The following is a 20,343-nucleotide window of genomic DNA, read 5'->3' on the forward strand; positions in this document are numbered from 1 at the left end:
CAGGGCATGTCATTGCTGGTGGTCTCATGACCAGGGAGCATCCTCCCACGGCGCGTCATGGTTGAGCCGCTTTCGAGCGGGAAGGTGTCGCTTGGGGCCCCAACGACAGGGGAGGTTGTCGTGTCCCTGACAAGTAGGAATCGCCGCGTAGAGATCATCATTCCAAATACGTGGCCAAATCGAATGAGGGCGCAGGTCAGACGCGCCGCGCGGCAGGTCGGTCCGAGGACGTCCGATGGCATTGTGGTGGCGAGGGGATGGGCCGCACCACGGCTCGACTACGTCGCCCACGCGCTTGAGGAGCAACTCGCACCGAGGATCAGCGCCATGCTGTCGCAAGCGGCTGAGCGTATAGATCCCATGCCCAGAAGGCCGGCCCGCCGATGGCCCATGGTGGCCATAGTCGCCGGCGCGGCGATGGGAGCGATCGGCTTCGCCCTCTATCGCAAGAGTGCGCAGGAGTGGGCGGAATCCATGAAGGACACCGCTCACGACGCCACGACCTGGGTCAACGAGAAAGCCGACAGGGCGAAAGAGCGAGCCCAGCACTTGGGCCACCACGAGACAGGACACAAGGCGGACGAGCCCGCTCGGAAGACGCCCTAGGCCCACCTCGGCTCGCTACGGCTCGCGCCTGCGCATGTCAGGCGCGAGCCGTAGCGCGCGGGCCGCCCCCCTTTAAGCGCCACCGGCGTCTTGCGCGTTCGTGCCATTCGTGCCCGCGGTCATCGCCGGGTGACCCTACTCGAGAATCTGGTGGCCGGCCGCAGCAAGGAAGAGAAGCAGCGGGTCCCGTCCGATGTGTTCTTCCCGATGGGCATGATCGCCGCCGGGACTCCACCGGGACTCCGCTGGCACGGTTCGCGGCCTCGCCGGGCCATCTCCGGGTGACCGTACGGTGCCCACCGCAGGACACGGCTTTCGGAAGCCTGGCCGTCCCTAGGTGATGGCAAGGCTTTAGAGGCCCGGTTGTTCTCAGGCGACCGTACGGTGACCGCTGCCGAAGCCGTCGCGCAACCGCTCCCCGTCCCGCCCGGCGTGCCATTGGCATCGGTCCTGTTGGCGGCGACAAGAAGTATCGCCCGCAGCGGAGCGCCACCATGCCGTCCCGGAAGGCCGGAGGGGGCCCGCCCGTCGTCGGCGACGTGACGCTCGACACAGGGCGACGGCGGCGTGCGGGTGTGGGGGCAGGAATCTTCCCCGTTCCAGGACGACGTGCCGGTTTATCCGCCTATACCCGACAATCTCGGCCAAGCCGGGCCGAAGGCGCCCCTCACCTCTCGGATTAGAGAGCGATCGACGAAGAATCTTTGCACCCGACCGCAGGTCAGTTTGTGAAAGAACCTCGATCCGCGAACCCCTGTGTCATCATGCAGTCGACGCCGAGATGAATATCGGGCCAACATAAACCTTCATTGGCGTGTTGCGCGCCACTGAGGGCGCGGGATAGCGTTTGACAGGAACGCTGACACGACCTGTCAAACTGCCTTCCACCCCAGGCGGAAACCGTGAACGAGATCATTACAGACCGTGTGGCCGCGAAGGTCAGGAAACAATTCGGCCCACACGCAGAAAGAGCATGCTTTCTCATCGAAGAGACGGCGGCGAGAGTCTTCAGTCAGGACCGCATCAAAATCGGTGGAGCTGAAGCCGAGCGTCTCCTGGCCGCGGTGCTCATCGCCTCCGCCGCGGACATCAAACGCCTTCCGACCGTCCTGCGGTTGACGGAGCTGGACTGGCGTGACCTGCTCGTCGAGACCAGGTTGGCCTGCGATAACTCCAAGATGTTAGCCAAAAGCTACTTCGACGAGCTCTAAGGCCGGCCCAACCTCGCCCCCCTGACGCCCGCTTCCACCTCGAAACGCGCCGTCGCCCCTGGCCAAGAGCCTGCGCACGAGGCTGCCGAGAGCCGCGCGCACTCGCCCTTGCCTCCGCCCCTGGTGCCCATCGGACTATCCCTGGCAGCCGTCGGGAAAGTGACGCGCCGGCTGCCTGCACCAGTTGGTTTGCCGACAATTATCCAAATCTCGGTGATTGTCTTCTGAGAAAACACTCACGCCCTGACTGAGGGTTCAACAGATCTGTCGACCGGTCCAACTATTGTGGCCCTTACTGTCGTCATACTTTGGACCGCGCATCATCGGGAGTTGGAATTGTTCCAGAGGATCGCTCCACTGTGACAGGCGAAGTGATTCCCGTCAACGTTCCATCTCATCGGGGCCACAGAAACCGCGAGCCTGATAATCAACGGCAACGTTTCACGTATGTGACCCGAGGCAAAGAGAAACCCGGCCCCCTGATCCGAGGAGCCGGGCGAGGTGGCCGGCGGAACTCCTGGACCCCATGCCCGCCCGGGACCACGGGGACGGGCAACGGAATCCAGGTTCAGGCGTCGTCGTCGGACACGCGTGAGGCGCCCTTGCAGTTGGTGCTGGACTTGGAGAGCACCGGTATGAGCGACTGACAGTTCGTCACGGGGAGCGACACCGGCTCAACGATCTCGTCGTTGAACACCGTCACATTCTGGATGAGTGCGGTGTTCGGCGCGGGCGCGGGCTCGGCGGGTTCAGCCGGCTCGGCGGCGGGCGCGGCCCTTTCCTTGGGCACGGGATTGGTGGCGTGAGCCGGAGCCGCGAGAAAGAGAAGGCCCGCCATCGCACCGGCCGCCACACCTGTGACGCCGTTCGCCACCCATCGCCACTGCAAGGCTAGGCGGCGACTCGTTCCTTCGCCGACTTCGAATCGCCGTTGGCGCTCGAGGTCGCCTCCACGCCGGCCCTTTGCTGACCGGCCCTCCTCGGGCCGCCCTCCATAATGCGATCGATCCAGGCCAGAGCCACCGCCGAGGCGATGAAGGTCAGGTGGATCAGCGTTTTCCACAGCAGCTCCCTGTCTGTCACGGCGGGCCGTGACGCGTTGATGAAGATCTGGAGAAGGTGAATGGAGGAAATGCCGATGATAGCCATGGCCAACTTGACCTTGAGCACATTGGCATTGACGTGGGACAGCCACTGCGGCTGATCCGGGTGCCCCTCGATGCGCAGCCGCGAGACGAACGTCTCGTAGCCGCCGACGATCACCATGATCAGCAGGTTGGAGATCATGACCACGTCGACCAGGCCGAGCACGATCAGCATGATCGTCGTCTCGGGAGGCGAACCCCCGAACCCGAGCGTGACCAGATGCTTCAGCTCGACCATGAACCGCCACACATAGACGACCTGAGCGGCGATGAGCCCGAAGTAAAGCGGTGCCTGAATCCAGCGGCTGAGGAACATGACGTAGCCGAGACGCTTCAGCGAACCTTGCAGCCCCGGGGACGCAGCCGCGAGGGAAAGTCGACTCGCCATGGCTATGAGGTGAAGAGGAGCAGCGTGACCGGTTCGAACATGGCGTTCACATTGACGAGCGGAGGATCGGCACCGGGCGCGGCCGGCAGCGCTCCGACAGCCGGCAGCGCTACTACAGCCGGAAGGGCGGCCACGGCCAGTGCGAGGATCACCCCGCCGAGAAGACTGCGAACGTTCAACGGACCTCCTTGGTCACGGTGACGGTCTGAAAGACGACGCCGACGGAGAACCGCGGTCGACGTGAGGGGACCTCCGACGGGAAGGGCTCGAACGTTCAACGGACCCCTTTTTGATCGGTGACTATCCGAAAGACGGCGCGGCGTCACCGACCGCGCCGTCTCTCGGACGTCCGAGGAGCCGTCAAGGCGCCGTGCAGCTGGTCACTTCGGCGAGCGCAAGAGCGGTAATGGACCCCGACACGCAGCTCACCACGGCGATGGGGTCGGGGACGACGGCAGGCCGGGCTGCGGCATGGGCAGCGGAGGTAGCGGACAACAGGCCACCGGCGGTGAGCGCGGTAGCGAGGAGTAGTCGAACGGATTGACTCACGGGACCTCCTTGATCGATAGCGAACCCCCGTTGATTACGTTAGGTAGTGTGACAGTAACTATGCGTTCAAAGAAAGATGTGTACGGCGTCAGTTGGGATGCATCCCGATGCCGTTACTCAATCGTGACCCCGACGGGACGGCCGACCATGACAATTGTCATGCCGTCGTTCATGCGTCTTCCCCCTCAAGGCCACATAACCCGCTAGTCAGCACGTCGGGTAGACATATGGCTACGGAATCCGCATAAGCGTGTCAGCTCCGGTCGGGGGTCTCGCTGGCTCTTCGGTTAGCTCAATTGCCGACAATCAGCGCAAAGCCCCACACCGATGGGTGCTGCCATCGGTGCTCACCTCCTCTTCCTCAACAACATGCAAAACCTTCACTCAGGCCACGCAGCGAGATAATTGAGTCAGAGAGAGTCCAGGAAAACCCCTAAGCCACCCCCAGCGGGCCCCTGGGAGGGCGGGTAGGGCGAGGTTCTCCCAGGTAGATGGTGATTTGCACGCCGACTCTGCTGCGCCTCGCTAGGTCTCAAACGAGGTGGCGATAAATACCGAAATAACGACCTTCGACACGTCACTTCACGAACCCTGCGTGGGCCCAGCGTGAGTTCTCGCAATCCGCCCACGCCATCTCAACCCCAGCACCGACTTGAGGCCACCTGCCCGCTCACTGCGGATAACGCCATCAGAAATGTACGGCCAAGCCCGGTCAAACCGTACCCACACTTGGCGGGTATCCGTCGCGACCACGAAACCACCATGCTCCTGCGGGTGCAGAGGACGAGTCAGCATTTGTCAGCTTCCGCGAGCTGATGTCGCCAATGGAGCAGGACAATTCATTGAACCGGTGGCCTCACCTGCCGTAGAGCATCAAACGACGACGCTCCACCGGCCGACTACTCTTGCCATGGGCTGGGACCGGCCTACCGGTGGCCGGACACGCTTGGTGATCGGCCACGCCCACTGGCTCGTCGCACGCTCCCTCGGCCCTCGGCCCTCGGCCCTCGGCCACGACCGTGCCCGCAGGATGGACCATGGCCATGGCGCGTGGACCGCCGTACAGCCACCGTCGCCGCCTCCGAGGCGGCAGGCACTCACACCGCAGATTGCCTCCGAACGCCATCGCCGTCCTGGAGGTCGCCGGCCTGGAGGTCGCCGGCCGGTGAGCGCCACACTGCGGACCGCCGCCCGCAGACCACCGTCGGCCGAGTCATGCCGCGGACCACCACCTGCACGCCACCGTCGCCCTGGAGGCCGCTCCTCGGACGCCACCAGCGCCCCGGAGACCGCCCCGGAGACCGCCAGACGGTGACCCCACACCGCAGACCACTGCCGACCGATCACCATCCCAGCGCGGACCACCGCCCGCACACCCCCGTCGCCCTGGAGGCCGCTGGCCGGTCCCCATCACACTGCGGACCGGCGCCCAACCACCACCGCCGGCCAATCACCAGCACCACAGATCGACTTCCGGACACCACCACCGCCCTGGAGACCGCCAGACGGTGACCCCACACCGCAGACCGATCACGATCCCAGAGCGGACCGCCGCCCGCACGCCACCATCGCCCTGGAGGCCGCTGGCCGGTCCCCATCACACTGCGGACCGGCGCCCAACCACCACCGCCGGCCAATCACCAGCACCACAGATCGCCCGCCGGACGCCACCGCCACCCTGGAGACGGCCAGCCGGTCACCACACCGCATACCGCGCAGACTCTTGTGGCAGTCGAAGACCTCACTTCGCACCGAGATAGTTGAGGATCTAATTATCTCGCAGCAAATATGATGGCGGGATGGGTGACGCGGTCGATGCGATTCTCGACCAGTGGCGGCGTGAGCGCCCCGATCTAGATCTCTCCCCCATGGGCGCTTTCGCGCGCATGGCACGGGCGACACGCTTGATCGAAGCAGCGGTCGAGGAGGTCTTCCGCCGACACGGTCTGCGGCCCGGGGAGTTCGACGTGCTGTCGGCGCTACGCCGGTCGGGCCCGCCGTACACGATGATCCCCTCCGAGCTGTCGACGGCCCTGATGATGTCGCGAGCCGGCATGACCAACCGGCTCGACCGCCTGGAGCAGGCCGAACTGGTCGAACGGAAACTGGACCCGGCCGATCGGCGCAGCTTCCAGATCGTCCTCACCCGCAAAGGCCGCAAAGTGATCGACGAGACGCTCACTGAACACGCGGCAAACCTCGCCAGACTCGAAGCGGCCCTGTCAGCGCAGGACACCACCACACTCGACCGGATCTTGCGCGACCTCCTGGGCGCATGGAGCTAAGCACAGGTCAACGGACGCCCTGGATCGGCCGATCACTTGAGCCGACCCTCGCCGTCCCCTTGGCCGGCGAATCCGCAGCTATTTTGAGTTAAGCACGGATCAACAGACGCCCCGGATCGGCGACACGGACGGATCCCCCGGCTCACTGTGATGGAACACATGTGCCAGACCGTCGATCCCCGCGTCCAGCGCGACGACGATATCGCGCGCCGTCGCCACATGCGCGATGGTCGTCAGCCCGGCCGCGTGCCCCGCCTCAACCAAGGCCGCTACGACGTCGGGCGCCATGACCGGTAGATCCAGCCCTGCGGTGCACCCGTTGTCGACCACAATGTTGAGATATTCACTCCCCTCGGCCAGCCGCGCCTCCACGAACGCTTTCGCCTGCCCGACGTCCGCGACCGTCTCAAACGGACCAACCGCGTCCCCCAACCAGGCCAGTGCCTCGCTCTCAGCGCCCACGATCTGACTGGGATGCCCGCCTGGTGCGGTGGCCAGCACCCCCGCACTCCGCAGGTCAGCCACATCGTCCCGCGCCGCGGCCAGTGCACGCTGCCGGGCTAGATTGCCGGGAAGGCAGAACATGTCGAGCTCGGTAGTCACCCCGAAGGTCAGGGCTTGCGCGAGCATGCCGTCCGACACGTGGGTGTGAGACGTCGATCAGTCCAGGTATCAGGGTCTTACCGGCACCGTTGACCTCTGTGTCCACAGGGCGGCCATCGGGCTCAACGATCAGGTCATCGACGATCAGCACATCCGCCCTCGGCAGGGTGCGCTCACCATCGAAGACCCGAACACCAGTGATCAACGTACGCACGTCTACTCCCCTCAGGACTGCTTCCACGTCAGATAGTACGTAGCCGAACTATACGAAGCGGAAGCACCTACAGGCCGGTCCCTCCTCTTCCGGCGGCAACCTTGGGGGAGCTGCAAGCGATCGGATGCACCGGCATGGCCCGCTGAAGATCGAACGGGCCCCACGCTCCCTGCGGGCGGCCAGCTCAGACGTGACGAGCCCGATCCGATTTCGCTCCAGAGCTCCCTGCTGCGCACCATCAAGCAGAGTCGAGACCGGAGTAGACGATCCGCCCATCGCCCATCGCTCGTCGTCGAGGCGGCGCCCGCAAAACCGCAGATTCTGCGCGCACTTGGCAAGCAGCAACGCCGCAATGACCGCTAGACGTGATTCACCCACCCGGGATCAGGTTTCTCCCGTAACGCAATGACACCCGCAGTTCCCCGGCAATCGATAAGTTAGTCCACGTAGGCACGAGGATCGCCCAGGAAGCAGGCCCGGCGCCGCGGGTGAAGACACCACACCAGGTTCTCTGAATCCGCTCGCCGTGGATGATCTGATAGGTCAAGCTTCTGAGCACCTCGACCACCTTCCAGGCGAAGTCAATGACCGTATTCCGTTTCATTGCCACCCCTCACACAAGATCACATCTGACAGCGTCAACACCCTCCATCCTGCTCCCGGATAGGAGGGAGGGAAGATTTCCCACCTTAAAGACCCTGGTCAGCGGGTGACCCCGTAGCCGCAGCAGAGATCATCATTTTTCCGGGCTTGTCGGCCCGTTGCCCCTTCGAGCTGCCCAGCCCGGCGGCACTCGTACTCGCTCAATATAGTGCAGGCCAAAACATTGTTTTAAGCCCGGGCCATTCGCCAGTATTACGATGGCGCAGACAGCGGAAGATTCCACAGCTCCAGCCGCCGAACTACCGAACTATGACGTATCTTGACAGGTAGCCACGACCATAGAGGATGATAGAGAAGCCGGGCTGCCGTGGAGATGACCTCATGACCGACGTGACTTCTGCCTCACCGCCTGCGCAGCAGTCATCCCTCTCGGCCGGCTCTCAGAGCGAGTCCTACTCGCACTCTCTGACGCATCGCGTCGTAGCCAAATTGATAAAATGGCTTATCGTAAGCCTGCTGGTCGGCCTGAGCCCGATAATTATCAATGCTTTCATTCTCTATTCCAGCGGCAAGCAAATATCCCAGGTAGCACTGTTCGGCACAGGCGAGTTGTATCTGGTGTCAACGGGAATCATCGCGGCGGGCATCGGCGAGCTCTACTTCGAGCTCAAGAACGCCGGCCCTCGCACCGGCAACCCTTACATGCAGCTGTCGACATCCACCGCCGTCTCGCTCTCGGTGTTGCTGGCCATATGCTGCGCCGGCGCATACGGCGGCAAACCCGCCTATCCGAATCCCCTGGATCACTACGTCAGCCTGTCCATTTACATGTTCCTGGGAGCTGTCATCACAAGCGCGTCCTGCACCATTCTTTCAGAGTTCAGATAGGGGTCTGCCATGGAAGCAGGCGAAGCGATCGTCCTCTTACTTGCCGGTGGCAGCGTGGCGAACGTTGCCTTCGCGGCCTACAGCGCTTGGCGACACGCGCGTCGGCACAATAGGGATGTCGCTGCCACTGTACGGGCGAACGACGGGAGAGAGATCAAGTTGACCCGCGATCACCTCAAGGATCCCGATATGTTACGTGAGCTCATCTCTCGTCACGTTAAAAACGGAGATGTGCGCGCAAGCGCGTCGTGATCCATGACGTTTCCCGTCCAGTCCGGTGGGATCGTCTGAAGTGCGCGGCGAACAGAGCCGACTGAGGCGTTCGTGTGCGAACGTACGCCAAAAGGACAACAGTGCCGCGACGCTGCCACCGGGGGGTGAACTGCTTGTAGTGACGGAGCAGGTACCTTGGCCAGGTCGACCGTCTCGCCGCCGGCGAGGGTGAGCTGCTTGTAGTGACGGAGCGGAGGACCCGAGGTCTACTCCACGACGCAGCACAGTCCGCCCAGAAGGCAGGGTCCGCAGGGGTGACAAGCGGCTGCTCAGCCCGATGCGCGGGCCGGTGCCCATGGCGTCGACGCACGACGTCCAGGGTGCTTCGCCGTACACAGACATCCTGACCTCCTGAGACCCGACATCTCCCAGCAAGATCGCGATATTGAGCTGATTCAGTACAATTCGGGATTCGCGCGAATACGTGCGGCGTCCTGGCCGGGTGGAGCGCCGAACAGGCGGCGATATTCGCGGTTGAACTGCGACGGGCTGTCGTAGCCGACGAGATGTGCGACGCCGACGACGTCTCCCGCACGGGCGACCAGCAACGAGCGGGCTTCCTGCAAACGGATACGTTTCTGATACTGCAGTGGGCTCAAGGTTGTGATGGCACGGAAACGCCGGTGGAAGGCGGAGGAGCTCATACCGGCCAACCGCGCGAGATCGGAGATCCGGAAGGGTTCTGCGTAGTTAGTGCGGATCCACTGGATTGCCCGGTTGACGTGGGACAGACCGCTGTCGGCCAGGCCGATCTGGCGGATCATGTCGCCATGGGGTCCGGTGAGCAGCCGCCAGAGGATCTCGCGTTCGATCATTGGGGCGAGGACCGGCGCGTCCGCGGGGTGATCGAGCAGCCGTAACATCCGGGCCACCGCGTCCAGCAGTTCCGCTTCGGCCTCACTGGTCGCGATCACGGACTGAGCGTCCGGCGAGCGGGACCATCTCCTGGGCGGGATCTCCGGCAGAAGCGCGGCGATGGCGGTCGGCCGCAGCACGATCGCCATCGCCAGAGATGGGAGCTGGGGGCTGGCGTCGAGAAAATTGCCGGTAATGGGCAGGTTGGCGGTGACTACGAGACAGTGCCCCGCCCGATACTCAAAGACCTGATCGCTGAGAAGGATTCGTTTGCCGCCTTGGGCCATGACGACCAGGAGCGGCTCGGTCAGTGAGTGATGCTCTTCCTCCGTTTCGACCTTGGAGGCCCGCAGCCCCGCGATCGGCGTCGTCATGTCAGGCCGGGCATGGGTGGCGATAATGCCGCGGATCTCCTCGAGCAGATGGGGAATGTGGTGTGGGCACCTCACACCGGCACCCCGATATCGCCAGGGCAAGGCCGAGAGTGCGGGCAGGTCGCGCTACGGATCGATCCACCGTGCCGTTGTTCGCAGCTCACTGCAGAGGGTGCTCCTCTATGACGCGATCGGGACGAATCGGGAGTGCACGTTGGCGAGATCCGGTGGCGTGCCATACGGCGTTGGCGATCGCGGCTGGGGTGCCGACGTTGCCGATCTCACCAGCACCCTTAATACCCATTGGAATGCCTGGTTCATAGTCCGGCACGAAATCAGCTTCGATATCGGGCACATCGGCGTGTGCGGAGATGTGGTAGCCGGCGAAGTCCGCGTTGATGTGTCGGCCTGAGACAGGATCGCGTACGCCCTCTTCGTGCAACGCCATGGACAGTCCCCCGATCATTCCCCCAATGACCTGACTGCGAGCCATGAGCGGATTGACCACCCGGCCCACGGCGAACATCCCGAGCAACCGCCGCACCCGCACTTCACCGGTCGCCGGATCGACGGTCACCTCGGCGAACACGGCACTGTAGGAGTGGCGTTCCCTGGACGGCAGATCGTTGAGAAGTTGCGCGGTGTCAACCGTGACCGTCCCCTGGTCCCCTGAGCTACGCAACTTCGCCGCAGCCTCAGTGATCGCCCAAGCCCAGGACGTGGTCCCCCGAGATCCGCCCGCACTCCACGCCGGACCGAAATCACTGTCCGAAATCCGAAGCCGGACCTTTTCGGCGCCGACCGCCAGCGCATCGGCCGCGATCGCGGTCAGCGCGGTGCGTGCGCCAGTACCAAGATCGGTGGCGTTGACGACTACGGTGAAAGTGCCATCCGGCTCTGCCGTAATCGAGGCAGTTGATGGGAACGCCCCGACGCTGAAGGACGTGGCGGCCAGCCCCGTGCCGACAAGCAGAGGTCCTTCCCGTCGCATCCTCGGGCGATGATCACGGCTGGCCCAGCCAAACCTGCGCGCCCCTTCCCGCAGGCACGCGACAAGATTGCGGGTGCTGAACGGCAGGCCGGACGCGGGACCGACGGTCGGCTCGTTACGCAGGCGAAGTTCGAGTGGGTCGATGCCCAGCCGCTCCGCCACCTCGTCCATGGCACACTCCAGCGCGAACGAGCCCGGTGCCGCGCCGGGCCCCCGCATCGAGTAGGGCGGCAGGATGTCGAGCGGGACCGCGGTGAGGCGAGTACGGAGTGCCGGTGTCGCGTAGAGCGTCTTTGTGAGCTCGGTGCACCCTTCGATGTACTCCGCCAGGGGTGAGAGCTCAAACGCCGCCTCATGGTGGATCGCCCGCAATCGGCCGTCGTCATCGGCACCGATGCGCACCATTTGCTCGATCGCCGGCCTCATCGCGGTCGTCAGGAACACCTGGTTGCGGCTCAGCGTGACGCGCACAGGCCGTGCGAAGTGCATCGCGCCCATCACAGCCAACACCAACTGCGGACCACACAACCCCTTGGACCCGAAACCACCGCCGACATGCTCGGTGCGGATTCGCACCTGCTCTAGGGGCAAGGAGAACAACGTAGCCACGACCGTGGCGATAAAGAACGGCCCCTGATTGGAGTCGACGGCCTGCAGCCGCTCCCCCTCCCACCAGGCGGTCGCCGAGTGCGGCTCCATAGCACTGCAGTGCTCCTCGGGCGTGAAATACCGCTCGCGGACCACAACCGCGGACGCGGCCAATTCCCTGTCCACGTCACCGACGTCCACCGGCCCGTCGAAAAGCGCCATCGCCGCTCTGCCGGCCGGATGGTCAGCGGAAAAGTCGGTGTCGTGCGGAAGCACCTCATAGGTCACCGGCAACGCCTCAGCCGCCGCCCGAGCCTGCTCCAGCGTCTCCGCCACCACGAGCGCGACAGGCCGGCCGGCGTGGGGAATCACATCGTCCTGCAGCAGCTGCAAGCCGCCGTCCGGGCCAAAGAAATGCCCCGCGTCCGGGTTGAGGCGAGGCGCATTCCTATGGTCGATCACGCCCAGCACACCTGGCATATCCTGAACAGCCGCAACGTCGATGTCGCGGATGCGTCCCCGGGTCACGGTGGACACGACCACAATCCCGAAAGCCAGGTCCGCCATCGGCACGTCAGCTGCATAACGCGCACGACCGGTGACCTTGGCCGGCCCTTCGACCCGAGGCCGCGCGACCCCGACAGCAGGAGCGGCGCCACTCATGCGGTGCCCTCGTTCCGGACAGAGTGCAGCTCGGCGAGTTCGCCAAGAACCGCCACAATGAGATTGCGCACCAACGTCACCTTGTATCCATTGCCCGGCAACGGCTCCGCCCCGGACAGTTCGGAGTCAGCCGCCGCCCGGAACCGTTCCAAAGGAGGCAGGCCCTCCCCGCAGGAACGCCTCAGCACTTCGAGCACGCCAAGGCTGGGAAGCGACCCCACCTAGAGCGATCCGCACATCCCGCACCACCCCGTCGTGAACACCCAGGTCGGCCGCGATGGACACGTTGGCAAAGGCGTAAGAAGCCCGGTCGCGCACCTTCCGATAACGCGACCACGGCGAAAGAGCGGCTTTCGGCAGACTGACCGCTGTGATCAAAGCCCCCGAAGGCAGCACCGTCTCCTGCTGAGGCGTGTCCCCCACAGGCGGATAGAACTCCGACAGCGGAATCTCGCCGCCCCCGTCAAGCGTCTCGTAATGCACTACGGCATCGAACGCAGCCAACGCCACCGCCATGTCCGACGGATGAGTGGCCACACAGTGACGGGACCAGCCGAAGACGGCGTGATTGTGATGCGCCCCGTCGACGGCGGAACAACCAGTGCCCGGAACCCGCTTATTGCAAGCCTGCGAGGGATCGGCGAAATAAGCACACCGCGTCCGCTGCAGCAGGTTGCCCCCCACCGTGGCCATGTTCCGCAACTGACCCGACGCTCCTGCCAGCACCGCCTGACTCAACGCCGGAAACCGACGCCGCACCTCAGGATGGGCCGCGACATCACTGTTGGTCGTCGTAGCACCGATGACCAACCCACCATCCGCCCCCTCACGCACACCACCAAGCGGAAGAGACCGCACATCCACCAGCCGCGTGGGCGCCTCAACCCCGCACTTCATCAAATCGACAAGGTTCGTCCCACCGGCGAGATACCGTGACCCGTCGTTCTCGGCAACCAGGGTGAGCGCCTCACGAACCTGCGTCACACGCTGATAGGCAAACTCCCTCACCCCGTCACCTCCCCACGAGCCGCCGTCTCCAGCACCGCCCGCACAATCGACGGGTACGCACCGCAGCGGCACAGATTCCCGCTCATCCGCTCCCGCACCTCCACCGCGTCCAACACCGGCTCAGAACCAGGGGCGGTGACTGCACTCGGCCACCCCTCCGCATACTCCGCCAGCATCCCGACGGCCGAGCAGATCTGCCCCGACGTGCAATATCCACATTGAAAACCATCGAGCCGCACGAACTCCTGCTGTATCGGCAGCAGCTCCCCGTCCCCGCCAAGCCCCTCGACTGTCGTAACCTCGGCCCCCTCGGCGGCAACCGCCAACATCAGACACGACACAACACGCCTGCCATCACACAGCACCGTGCACGCGCCACACTGCCCGTGGTCACAGCCCTTCTTCGTCCCGGTGTGGCCAACCCGCTCCCGCAACGCATCGAGCAGAGTCGTACGGTTGTCCACACTCAAACAATGCTTCACGCCGTTGACGTGGAGCAAAATCTCACTATGGGTGTCCTCGTTCAACGCCACACCTTTCTCCCCCAGGGCCACAGCGCAGGTGGATAGCCGGTGAAAGGCCATGTAAGCAGGCCGGGGAAGGCGAAGGTGAGCCCAAAACTCGCGAACCCTTGCACAATCCTGCTCACCTCGGCACCCGACAGCCGAGACAGCTCCCGAAGAAGCTCCATAACCGGCCGGACAAACGAGTGCTACGAAATCCCCCCGATCCAGGCTGTCCACAGCGGACCAGAGGGGTGGCCGACACCCACACAACCAAGATCACGCAGATGATGTCAGGTCAGACCTGAGGCTGGGCATCCCGTACACGATCGCGAACCACCGCGGCCCCCAGAAAGCGGTCATGAAGAACACGGCCTTCCGCATCGAGGAGCATCCACAACCCGCTCACCAGGAGACACCACAACCCGACGTCGGGGACTAAGACGAGAAGGGGGAAGGTCAGCGTACGAAGCACGGCCCTGCCCACGCCCAGCCGTCCACCCGTGTGCGCAGCGATGACACGAATGCCCAGCAGTCGCTTGCCGAGAGTCCGCCCCCACAGAGCGTGCTGCACCCAGAAATAGAGAAACAGCCCCGCCAAGGTGGCCAACTCCGCAGGCCGCACGCTACCCCGGAACATGTCCCACTCGGCCCGCTCCAGAAGTCCGGCTCCCATGCGAACCGAAAGGCTGACGTCGATCAAAGGCCAGGCCACCCACACGACAGCACCGAAGACCGTAGCAAAGATCAAATAGTCAACCAGTGCCGCCGCCGGCCGCCGCCACACCGTACCGGCCTGCGACTCGCCCGCCTCCCCCGCAGCGACGGACGACATCGCCCTCGAAGCGGCGAACACCAGCCCCGCCGCCACCAGGTAAAGCACCTGGCTGATCCCCCAACCACCGACCGCCCCTCTGAACCAGTCGGCACTGAACAGCGAGATCGTGTTGCTGCAACCCGACCGCTCGTTATGCAACGAGACGAGCGGGTTGATGACCGCGCTCAAGACGAGAAGCCCCGCCACCCGCCGACCTGTCAAGCCGGGATCTCTGCGCCCCAAACACACAAGAAGACCGAGAAGAACCACGAAGGCCGGAACCGCCCACCCCCCGTGATCTCCATGACCACTTCAAGATCACGACGTAGCGGAGCAAGCGGCGACAGTGTCGTTCCAGCGTTGTACTGACACACCATCCCGTAGATGTCGCCAGACGCTTCAAAGGTCCGGGCGATCTCCTCAGCCTCAAGCCGCTCGCGCCAGAACTCCCAGGTCGGCAACGCCGCGACAGCCGCGGCCACCCCCCACACCAACAGCGCCGACCAGGATAACCGGGAGGCCTGCGACACAATGATCCTTTCACCCTGAGAGCGCCACCCTACGACGCCCCGGCGAAAGCCGTACGACAGTCCCGAGTCACCGACTCGGGGACCGCGACTCCAGACTCGTCGCAAGCCAACATCCTTGATCAGCCACTTCATGCCGGCGGCGGCCTAGCGTGAAGCGCGGGCCGGAGGCGCGAGCACCGAGCAAGCGGGGCGACAGTGATCCGTCCCAACCCCGTATACCGAGAAACGAAATCAGCGGATCATGTGGGCGTAACCGGGGATGGCCCCATGAAGGCTCACGGTCTTGACCTCCTGTATACATGCCTCCTGCTCGAATTCAATGTCCGATCAGCTCTTCAGTTGCTTGTCGAGGAATGTGGTCAGGGCGTCCATGACTTGCTGGCTGGTCCAGGGCTTGCCCACTGCGGGATTGCCCATGAACGCCAGGTCGCCGTGGTCGGCGTTTTCGAGCACTAGGCGGGTGCTGTCGACGCCCTTGGCCCGAAGTGCCTCGTGCAGGCGCAGGGTTTGGGACGGGGAGATCAGGTGGTCGGCGCTGCCGTGAAGAAGGAGGAAGGCGGGCTCGGTGCCGTCGATGTACGTGATTGGGTTAGCGGCTGCGGCCGTTTTGGGGTTGTCGAGGATCGACTTGGTGGTGCCGGTGCCGAAGACGTACTGGGCCAGGTTGTTGCCGGGGGCCACCGATGCCTCTTTGGCGGCCTGGTCGAAGTCTTCGCCGAGTTTGGTCAGGTCGGAGGCACCGAACTTGTCGACGACGGCCTGTACGTCGCTGCTCTGGTCCAGGTTGTCGCCGCGTTCGAAGGTTTTGACTCCGTTGGTTGTTCCGGTCATGGCGGCCAGGTATCCGCCGGCTGATTCGCCCCAGACAGCTACCTTGGCCGGGTCGATGCCGTACATGTCGGCATGGGCGCGCAGGTAGCGGATGGCTGATTTCACGTCGGAGACGCCGTCGGTGTATCTGCCCCCGGTGGTCGATGTCCGGTATTGGATGCTGGCCACGGTGTAACCCCGCTGGGCGATGTAAGTGCGCTGATCTAGGGCGGCTTCCTTGGTGGACATCATGAATCCGCCGCCGGACAGGTACACCACGAGCGGCCGCATGCCCTGGGTGCTGGGGGTGAGTATGTCCATCTTCAGCGCCAACCGACCGTTGTCGTCGGGCTTGGCGTAGACAACGTCCTTCGTCGTGGTGATCTCGGTGCTGTCGCATTGCATCTGCGGTCCGTCGGCTTTGATCACGGTGCTGGTGCTGGTGTCAGAGGGCTTGATGGTTGTGGCGATCGAGATAGCGGGACGCTCAGAACCGCCGCCCGGAGCGGTGGTCGGCGCGCCGCTGGGGCCCCGTCCGGGCGGCGCGGCCAATGGGGCGGGACAGGAGGCGGTGTTCCCCGTCGCGGGGGCGACGACGGCGCCGGCGTCGCCAGAGCCAGGCGAACAAGCGCTGAGGGCGATGGATAGGAGGGCGACCCCGGAAATGATCTTCTTGCGCGGCATGGCTCAACGTCCTTCCCATATAGCGGAGATATCTTCTCCACTTATGACTGTAGCCATGCGGAGATAAAGCCTCCGTTTATGGTCGCCTCGGGATCCCGCCTTAGGGGCACTTAGCATGGAGCAGCGGTTCTTGGCAGCCGGCAACGAGGCTGGTGCGGGCTGGAGAAAGTGAGGTGCGCATGTCGGCGCCAGGCGGGGAGCGGCGGGGGAAGCTGCGGCGAGATGCCGAGCTCAACCGACGCAAGATCATTGCGGCGGCGCGCGAGGTGTTCCGCGAACAGGGGGTACGGGCCACTCTGGACGACGTCGCCGAGCACGCGGGCGTCGGCGTGGGCACGGTCTATCGGCGCTTCGCCAACAAGGAGGAGCTTGTTGACGCCCTCTTCGAAGACATGATCGACAACGTCGAGGCGATACTGCGCGAGACCATCCCCGGCAAGGACGCCTGGAGCGCGCTGTCAAGCACCCTGGAAAGGGTGTGTGAGCTACAGGCCTTCGACCGCGGTCTACGTGAGGTGATGCTCGGCACGGGCCGGGGCCCGCAACGCCGCGACCAGGTCATGAGCCGTGTCGCCCCTGCGGCGGACAGACTGCTGCAGCGAGCCAAGGATGAGGGCGCTCTGCGACCGGACACGCAGCCTTGGGATCTGCCGATGATCCAGTTGATGGTGGCCGCGATCAGCGAGCACACCGGGCACCCGAACCTGTGGCGGCGCTACCTGCATCTCATCCTCGACGGCCTGCGGGCACGGCCGGACATGGGAACCGATCTTCCGAATCCGATCACGGACGAGATGCAACTGCTGGCCACCCTTGAGGACTCCAGTGCTCAGTCGATCCGTTCACAAGATCATCCAAGCAACGGATAACGGATGGCACACCTCTTCGAACGACATCGGGCGGAATCGCTGAGTCGTCCCTGACGACGATGACTCTCAAGCAGCCATAGGCAACCGGACCGACCGGACGATGTACCGCGCGCCCGGTCCAGGATCAGTGAGCAAGAGCTTGTGTCGCGATGTCGCCGTTGACCCGACCATGCAACTCCCCGGCCCCTCACCAATCGCCGGCCCGCGTCACCTGGAACAGGTGGCTACAAGGTCACCGCAATGGCGAGAAGCGTGAGCGCACCGCTGCTGGTTATGGTGCGGGCGAGATTCCAAAGATTCCAGCGGTTCTCGAAGCGTTGACGTGCCACCCGAGACTGAGCCTCTGTGCCGACAGGGGCTTGATCAAGTCCACGATTCAAGGGCACGTTCGCGGCTGCCGTAATCCCGAATGTCAACGCTGAGCACACCGCACCGGCAATCAGCCAGGGCAGCGATGTCTCGTGTCCGAGACCGAGCACGGCACCCACAACGGCGGCCAAGGGCGCCGCGAAGAAGACGAACAGGAACCACCCATTCAGGATCGCGGCGTTGATCGCCCGGAACGCCTGAACGTAGACACGGTCATCGACACGCCGGAAAGCGGGAGCGATCGCACAAGTGAACGAGAAGAACAACCCAGCCAGCAACCCATTGGCAGCGACCGCAACTACGAGCAGGGTATCGAGGATCGAGAAAGCCACGGTGTTCACCCACAATCAAGAAGCGAGAATCCGGCGGATGGTGGTCTCGATACCGGTGTCCACTCTCACGCTCCGGTCACCACGCGGGGCCAGCAGCCCTCCCTCGTCGGCTCGATAGAGCTCGGCCAGACTCTCGGCGACGTACGGCCGGAATCCCGCGCCCACGAGCGCGCCCGACCAGGCATCCTCGGGGAGGGTGGTGACCTGAAGTTCCCGTCCGAGCGCGTCACCAAGCACCGCCGCGACCGCCCTCTCAGAGTAGGCAGGACCGATGATGTCCACCGATTCACTGGATGCGGGTGGCGACTGGAGAGCCTGGGCGGCGACGGCTCCGATGTCGACCGTGGCGACCATTGAATGCGGGATATCCGCCGAGGCGGCGAACACCGGGTAGACGCCACTGGAGCGAGCGATATCGATGACATCGGCGACCTTCTCCTGGAAGTGCCCCGAGCGCAGAGCCGTGAGCGTGGTTCCAGCGCCCAGAAGTGCTTGCTCAAGCCGATGCAGTCCCGCGATCGGGCCGGTACCCTCGGCGAGATCGGCCCCGCCCGAGGAAAGCATCACAACGTGCGGAACACGCTGGTCGGCGACCGCACCCGCGATCGAGCCGATGAGCCTGTCGGCGTGCGCGTCGAGGTCATCGACGTTCAAGTCGAACGGCAGCAGCGTGAAAAAACCCGCACACCCCTCAAGCGCCCCGCCCAGCATCACCCGGTCATCGAGGGAAACCACGCGCGCCTCAACTCCCAAAGCCGCCCAACGCTCCGCGTCCGTGTGGCGGCGGGTGAGCACGCGGACCTTGGCTCCCGCAGCGAGAAGACTCTTGGCGGTGGCCGACCCGACACGACCCGTTGCCCCGGCGATGACGTACATGATGCTTCCTTCGATCTAGTCGATTGCCTGTAGAACCGACGCTAGATGGCATCACCAGGTAATTCCATGACTGAAAGACCATTGTTCTTGCTCATTCGTCCAGCCGTAGCGGATGATTATGCCGATGGTGTGGCACGATTGCAGGATGCAAAAGGCGCCAGGCACTGGAAGCCAGGACAGGCTCACTCGCATCCTGCACACGCTTCGGATGCGCAGCACGTTCTACTGCCACGCCGAACTCCGGGAGCCATGGGCCCTGGAGATGCCCGCCATCGCCGACTCGGTCAGCTTCCATGTCCTCACCGCAGGATCGTGCTGGCTACGTCTGCCCGACTCCGAACCAGTTGAATTACGCGCCGGCGACCTCGCACTGGTTCCTCACGGGAGGGGCCACGAACTGCTCAGCGCACCGGAAGCCGGACCCGCCTCACGGGTCGACCTGCTCCCGCAGCGATATTTGAGCGAGCACTACTCCATGCTCCAGTACGGCGGAGCCGGTCGCACGGCGCAGCTAATCTGCGGCGTAGTGTCCTTCGACGACCCAGCGGCCGCCGAGCTAATGCGCGCGCTTCCCGCAATCCTGTTCGTCGGCGGCGACACCGTTTCAGCAGCCTCGGCGATCCGCGACACCTTGCGCCTCATGGCGAGCGAACTCTCGCACCCCCAGCCCGGCGGAGAAGCCGTCGCAACCCGCCTCGCCGACATCCTCGTCGTCCAGGCCATCCGCGTCTGGCTCGCCGCCGTCCCCAAAACCAGCACCGGATGGCTCCGAGCACTCCAGGACGAAAGAATCGGCCGCACACTCGAGCTGATCCACGCCGACCCCGGCCACGAATGGGACCTCGAACGGCTCGCACGCACCGCGACAATGTCAAGATCCGCGTTCAGCGCACGCTTCACCACACTAGTCGGGGAAGCCCCCATCACCTATCTCACCCGCTGGCGCATGAACCTCGCCCGATCCAGACTAATCGAGGAGAGCGTCACAGCGGCCCAACTGGCCACCGAACTCGGCTACCAGTCCGAGGCGGCCTTCAACCGAGCCTTCACCCGCATCATCGGCCGAACCCCCGGCTCGATCCGCCGAGAAAAACGACAGGCCCCAGAAGCCGCACAGTCCCCCCACTAAACCAAGCCCCGTCGCCGACAAGCGAACCCCGCCCTCTTTCCCGCCGTCACAAGCCGCCCACCGGGAGGGGAAGCCGCCACCGGCAGAGGCGTCAAGTTGAGCGAACCGAGGCACCTTCCACCCCAGTCCCCAACGAAGAGTAACCACAGCGATGGGGGTGCGGGTGGCGGAGCCCCCGCC

The 20,343-nt window shown here is 64.4% G+C and carries 22 protein-coding genes; 8 read left to right on the forward strand and 14 right to left on the reverse strand.

Annotated elements, in window-relative coordinates; genetic code table 11:
* Window positions 1–183: 183 nt before the first annotated feature.
* Both Ssi02_RS29650 and Ssi02_RS29655 read left to right on the forward strand, forming a co-directional pair.
* A complete protein-coding gene (locus tag Ssi02_RS29650; protein WP_204030885.1) occupies window positions 184–606 on the forward strand; it encodes a hypothetical protein in 423 nt (140 codons plus the stop codon).
* 902 nt (window positions 607–1,508) lie between these two features.
* Window positions 1,509–1,817, forward strand: a complete 309-nt coding sequence (locus Ssi02_RS29655; protein ID WP_204030886.1) for a hypothetical protein — start codon at window positions 1,509–1,511, stop codon at window positions 1,815–1,817.
* 568 nt (window positions 1,818–2,385) lie between these two features.
* Here Ssi02_RS29655 and Ssi02_RS29660 read toward each other — a convergent pair.
* From Ssi02_RS29660 to Ssi02_RS29675, 4 genes are all read right to left on the reverse strand, one after another.
* A complete protein-coding gene (locus Ssi02_RS29660) occupies window positions 2,386–2,691 on the reverse strand; it encodes a hypothetical protein (RefSeq protein WP_204030887.1) in 306 nt (101 codons plus the stop codon).
* Between the two features lie 17 nt (window positions 2,692–2,708).
* A complete protein-coding gene (locus Ssi02_RS29665) occupies window positions 2,709–3,350 on the reverse strand; it encodes a TIGR00645 family protein (protein WP_307825825.1) in 642 nt (213 codons plus the stop codon).
* 2 nt (window positions 3,351–3,352) lie between these two features.
* Window positions 3,353–3,529 (reverse strand): hypothetical protein, encoded by a 177-nt coding sequence (locus tag Ssi02_RS29670; RefSeq protein WP_204030888.1) that lies wholly within the window; start codon window positions 3,527–3,529, stop codon window positions 3,353–3,355.
* A gap of 181 nt (window positions 3,530–3,710) precedes the next feature.
* Window positions 3,711–3,899: a hypothetical protein gene (locus Ssi02_RS29675; RefSeq protein ID WP_204030889.1), complete on the reverse strand. Its 189-nt coding sequence runs from the start codon at window positions 3,897–3,899 to the stop codon at window positions 3,711–3,713.
* A gap of 1,037 nt (window positions 3,900–4,936) precedes the next feature.
* Between Ssi02_RS29675 and Ssi02_RS39445 the strand changes: the two genes are divergently transcribed.
* Both Ssi02_RS39445 and Ssi02_RS29680 read left to right on the forward strand, forming a co-directional pair.
* On the forward strand, window positions 4,937–5,068 hold the full coding sequence (locus Ssi02_RS39445) for a hypothetical protein (protein WP_275410759.1): 132 nt from the start codon (window positions 4,937–4,939) through the stop codon (window positions 5,066–5,068).
* A 630-nt stretch (window positions 5,069–5,698) separates the two neighbouring features.
* The gene (locus Ssi02_RS29680; RefSeq protein ID WP_204030890.1) at window positions 5,699–6,184 is read left to right on the forward strand and encodes a MarR family winged helix-turn-helix transcriptional regulator; all 486 of its coding nucleotides are present in this window, start codon (window positions 5,699–5,701) and stop codon (window positions 6,182–6,184) included.
* Between the two features lie 99 nt (window positions 6,185–6,283).
* Here the strand turns inward: Ssi02_RS29680 and Ssi02_RS29685 are convergent, their stop codons facing one another.
* Window positions 6,284–6,826: an amidohydrolase family protein gene (locus Ssi02_RS29685; protein WP_204030891.1), complete on the reverse strand. Its 543-nt coding sequence runs from the start codon at window positions 6,824–6,826 to the stop codon at window positions 6,284–6,286.
* Between the two features lie 1,159 nt (window positions 6,827–7,985).
* On the opposite strand from Ssi02_RS29685, the gene Ssi02_RS29690 reads away from it, so the two are divergent.
* Window positions 7,986–8,492 (forward strand): hypothetical protein, encoded by a 507-nt coding sequence (locus Ssi02_RS29690; protein WP_204030892.1) that lies wholly within the window; start codon window positions 7,986–7,988, stop codon window positions 8,490–8,492.
* 9 nt (window positions 8,493–8,501) lie between these two features.
* The gene (locus tag Ssi02_RS39980; protein ID WP_373870220.1) at window positions 8,502–8,744 is read left to right on the forward strand and encodes an effector-associated constant component EACC1; all 243 of its coding nucleotides are present in this window, start codon (window positions 8,502–8,504) and stop codon (window positions 8,742–8,744) included.
* Window positions 8,745–9,160: 416 nt separating this feature from the next.
* Here Ssi02_RS39980 and Ssi02_RS29695 read toward each other — a convergent pair whose 3' ends face one another.
* The 7 genes from Ssi02_RS29695 to Ssi02_RS29725 form a co-directional block, all read right to left on the reverse strand.
* Window positions 9,161–10,069 (reverse strand): AraC family transcriptional regulator, encoded by a 909-nt coding sequence (locus Ssi02_RS29695; RefSeq protein ID WP_239130005.1) that lies wholly within the window; start codon window positions 10,067–10,069, stop codon window positions 9,161–9,163.
* 85 nt (window positions 10,070–10,154) lie between these two features.
* A complete protein-coding gene (locus tag Ssi02_RS29700; RefSeq protein WP_204030893.1) occupies window positions 10,155–12,236 on the reverse strand; it encodes a xanthine dehydrogenase family protein molybdopterin-binding subunit in 2,082 nt (693 codons plus the stop codon).
* Window positions 12,237–12,362: 126 nt separating this feature from the next.
* Window positions 12,363–13,244 (reverse strand): FAD binding domain-containing protein, encoded by an 882-nt coding sequence (locus Ssi02_RS29705; RefSeq protein ID WP_307825826.1) that lies wholly within the window; start codon window positions 13,242–13,244, stop codon window positions 12,363–12,365.
* On the reverse strand, window positions 13,241–13,771 hold the full coding sequence (locus Ssi02_RS29710) for a 2Fe-2S iron-sulfur cluster-binding protein (RefSeq protein WP_239130006.1): 531 nt from the start codon (window positions 13,769–13,771) through the stop codon (window positions 13,241–13,243). Before Ssi02_RS29710 ends, Ssi02_RS29705 begins: the two co-directional genes overlap by 4 nt.
* Before the next feature lie 274 nt (window positions 13,772–14,045).
* A complete protein-coding gene (locus tag Ssi02_RS29715; RefSeq protein WP_204030895.1) occupies window positions 14,046–14,753 on the reverse strand; it encodes an RDD family protein in 708 nt (235 codons plus the stop codon).
* A 29-nt stretch (window positions 14,754–14,782) separates the two neighbouring features.
* Complete coding sequence (locus Ssi02_RS29720; RefSeq protein ID WP_204030896.1) at window positions 14,783–15,094, reverse strand: hypothetical protein; 312 nt, start codon at window positions 15,092–15,094, stop codon at window positions 14,783–14,785.
* A gap of 327 nt (window positions 15,095–15,421) precedes the next feature.
* Window positions 15,422–16,588, reverse strand: a complete 1,167-nt coding sequence (locus Ssi02_RS29725; RefSeq protein WP_204030897.1) for an alpha/beta hydrolase — start codon at window positions 16,586–16,588, stop codon at window positions 15,422–15,424.
* A gap of 179 nt (window positions 16,589–16,767) precedes the next feature.
* Here Ssi02_RS29725 and Ssi02_RS29730 point away from each other — a divergent pair, with 179 nt between their 5' ends.
* Complete coding sequence (locus Ssi02_RS29730; protein WP_204030898.1) at window positions 16,768–17,457, forward strand: TetR/AcrR family transcriptional regulator; 690 nt, start codon at window positions 16,768–16,770, stop codon at window positions 17,455–17,457.
* Between the two features lie 224 nt (window positions 17,458–17,681).
* Here the strand turns inward: Ssi02_RS29730 and Ssi02_RS29735 are convergent, their stop codons facing one another.
* Window positions 17,682–18,158: an anthrone oxygenase family protein gene (locus tag Ssi02_RS29735; RefSeq protein ID WP_239130007.1), complete on the reverse strand. Its 477-nt coding sequence runs from the start codon at window positions 18,156–18,158 to the stop codon at window positions 17,682–17,684.
* A gap of 15 nt (window positions 18,159–18,173) precedes the next feature.
* Window positions 18,174–19,034, reverse strand: coding sequence for an NmrA family NAD(P)-binding protein (locus tag Ssi02_RS29740; protein ID WP_204030899.1), 861 nt, complete (start codon window positions 19,032–19,034; stop codon window positions 18,174–18,176).
* Between the two features lie 145 nt (window positions 19,035–19,179).
* Here Ssi02_RS29740 and Ssi02_RS29745 point away from each other — a divergent pair, with 145 nt between their 5' ends.
* On the forward strand, window positions 19,180–20,163 hold the full coding sequence (locus tag Ssi02_RS29745; protein ID WP_204030900.1) for an AraC family transcriptional regulator: 984 nt from the start codon (window positions 19,180–19,182) through the stop codon (window positions 20,161–20,163).
* Window positions 20,164–20,343: the final 180 nt, after the last annotated feature.

The organism is Sinosporangium siamense, assembly GCF_016863435.1.
GTDB lineage: Bacteria > Actinomycetota > Actinomycetes > Streptosporangiales > Streptosporangiaceae > Sinosporangium > Sinosporangium siamense.

What these genes read in the sequence shown, in the direction of transcription:
- Ssi02_RS29650 (WP_204030885.1), top strand. Translation starts at nt 184, where the DNA reads ATGAGGGCGCAGGTCAGACGCGCCGCGCGGCAGGTCGGTCCGAGGACG.
- Ssi02_RS29665 (WP_307825825.1), bottom strand. Translation starts at nt 3,350, where the DNA reads ATGGCGAGTCGACTTTCCCTCGCGGCTGCGTCCCCGGGGCTGCAAGGT.
- Ssi02_RS39445 (WP_275410759.1), top strand. Translation starts at nt 4,937, where the DNA reads ATGGCCATGGCGCGTGGACCGCCGTACAGCCACCGTCGCCGCCTCCGA.
- Ssi02_RS29680 (WP_204030890.1), top strand. Translation starts at nt 5,699, where the DNA reads ATGGGTGACGCGGTCGATGCGATTCTCGACCAGTGGCGGCGTGAGCGC.
- Ssi02_RS29690 (WP_204030892.1), top strand. Translation starts at nt 7,986, where the DNA reads ATGACCGACGTGACTTCTGCCTCACCGCCTGCGCAGCAGTCATCCCTC.
- Ssi02_RS39980 (WP_373870220.1), top strand. Translation starts at nt 8,502, where the DNA reads ATGGAAGCAGGCGAAGCGATCGTCCTCTTACTTGCCGGTGGCAGCGTG.
- Ssi02_RS29700 (WP_204030893.1), bottom strand. Translation starts at nt 12,236, where the DNA reads ATGAGTGGCGCCGCTCCTGCTGTCGGGGTCGCGCGGCCTCGGGTCGAA.
- Ssi02_RS29725 (WP_204030897.1), bottom strand. Translation starts at nt 16,588, where the DNA reads ATGCCGCGCAAGAAGATCATTTCCGGGGTCGCCCTCCTATCCATCGCC.
- Ssi02_RS29730 (WP_204030898.1), top strand. Translation starts at nt 16,768, where the DNA reads ATGTCGGCGCCAGGCGGGGAGCGGCGGGGGAAGCTGCGGCGAGATGCC.
- Ssi02_RS29740 (WP_204030899.1), bottom strand. Translation starts at nt 19,034, where the DNA reads ATGTACGTCATCGCCGGGGCAACGGGTCGTGTCGGGTCGGCCACCGCC.
- Ssi02_RS29745 (WP_204030900.1), top strand. Translation starts at nt 19,180, where the DNA reads ATGCAAAAGGCGCCAGGCACTGGAAGCCAGGACAGGCTCACTCGCATC.